1 protein-coding gene is annotated in these 1465 nt (G+C 69.6%); it reads left to right on the top strand.

The window, feature by feature from the left end:
* Positions 1-23 precede the first annotated feature (23 nt).
* Positions 24-1465 (top strand): RCC1 domain-containing protein (locus CRD59_RS07500; protein WP_407923133.1); only part of this gene is annotated, 1442 nt, incomplete at its 3' end.

Below are 1465 nucleotides of genomic sequence, written 5' to 3'. Positions count from 1 at the left end.
ATCTTCGAGGAGCCGACACCACCATGCGCCACACCCGCACACGCCGCACCACCGCCACCGCACTGGCCATGACCCTAGCCATCGCCACCATCGGGGGGGGGGGGGCAGCCCGGCAGGCGCCCGCCAATCCCCCCCCCAACCGCACACCCACCAGTGAGAGCGTAGACGGCTTCACCCTCTCCCCCACCAAGGGCCCCGCCAACACGGCCGGCACCCACACCACCATCACCCCGCCCACCAGCGGCATCACCTTCACCCAGATCAGCGCAGGCAACGGGCACAGTCTGGCCATCGGCAGCGACGGCAACACCTACGCATGGGGAGACAACGAGTACGGCCAGCTCGGCAACGGCACCGGCGGCGACCGCAACATCCCCGTGCGCGTGCACGCACCGGCCGGCGTGCGTTTCACCCAGGTCAGCGCAGGCTACTACTACAGCCTCGCCATCGGCGACGACGGACACGCCTACAGCTGGGGATACAACGGACACGGCCAGCTCGGCAACGGCAGCAGCGACTGGATATCCTCCAACCCCACGCCCGCGCGCATCATCGACCCGGCCCCCGGCACCACCTGGACCACCATCAGCGCAGGCCACGAGCACAGCCTCGGCATCGACAACCACGGACACGCATACAGCTGGGGACGGAACATCTACGGCCAGCTCGGCGACAACAGCAACGGCACCAACTCACCCAACTATGACAACGCCGACAAGCACACCCCCGTGCGCGTAACCGACCCGGCCCCCGGCACCACCTGGACCGCCGTCAGCGCAGGCGACGGGCACAGCCTCGGCATCGACAGCGACGGACACGCATACGGCTGGGGAAGGAACCGGTTCGGCCAGCTCGGCAACGGCAGCAGCGACAACACCCCCCGCCCCACGCCCGCGCGCGTCACCGACCCGACCGCCGGCACCACCTGGAAGACCATCAGCGCAGGCGACGAGTTCAGCCTCGCCATCGACAGCAACGGACACGCATACAGCTGGGGAGCCAACAACGGCGGCCAGCTCGGCAACGGCAGCAGCGACGGCATCTACGGCCACTTCCCCCACCCCACGCCCGCGCGCGTGACCGACCCGACCCCCAACACCCACTGGACCACCATCAGCGCAGGCCACGGGCACGGCCTCGCCATCGACAACAACGGACACGCATACAGCTGGGGATACAACTACTACGGCGAGCTCGGCAACGGCGGCAGAGACGGCGTCCACCAGACCCCCCACCCCACGCCCGCACGCGTGACCGACCCGACCCCCAACACCACCTGGACCACCATCAGCGCAGGCTACGAGCACAGCCTCGCCATCGACAACCACGGACACGCGTCCAGCTGCGGCCTCCCCCTTCACGCCCCGGTCTGCCACGTCACCCCCGGCCCCGCATACACAGGCACACCCCACCCCCCACTGAGGTTCGTCTCTCCGCAGCCCCCCGTCCCCACCGCGCGCCTGCA

Source organism: Bifidobacterium xylocopae, from assembly GCF_003315615.1.
Classification (GTDB): Bacteria; Actinomycetota; Actinomycetes; order Actinomycetales; family Bifidobacteriaceae; genus Bombiscardovia; species Bombiscardovia xylocopae.
The sequence above is the reverse complement of the archived record's forward strand: the minus strand, read 5'-3'. Positions and strand labels throughout refer to the sequence as shown.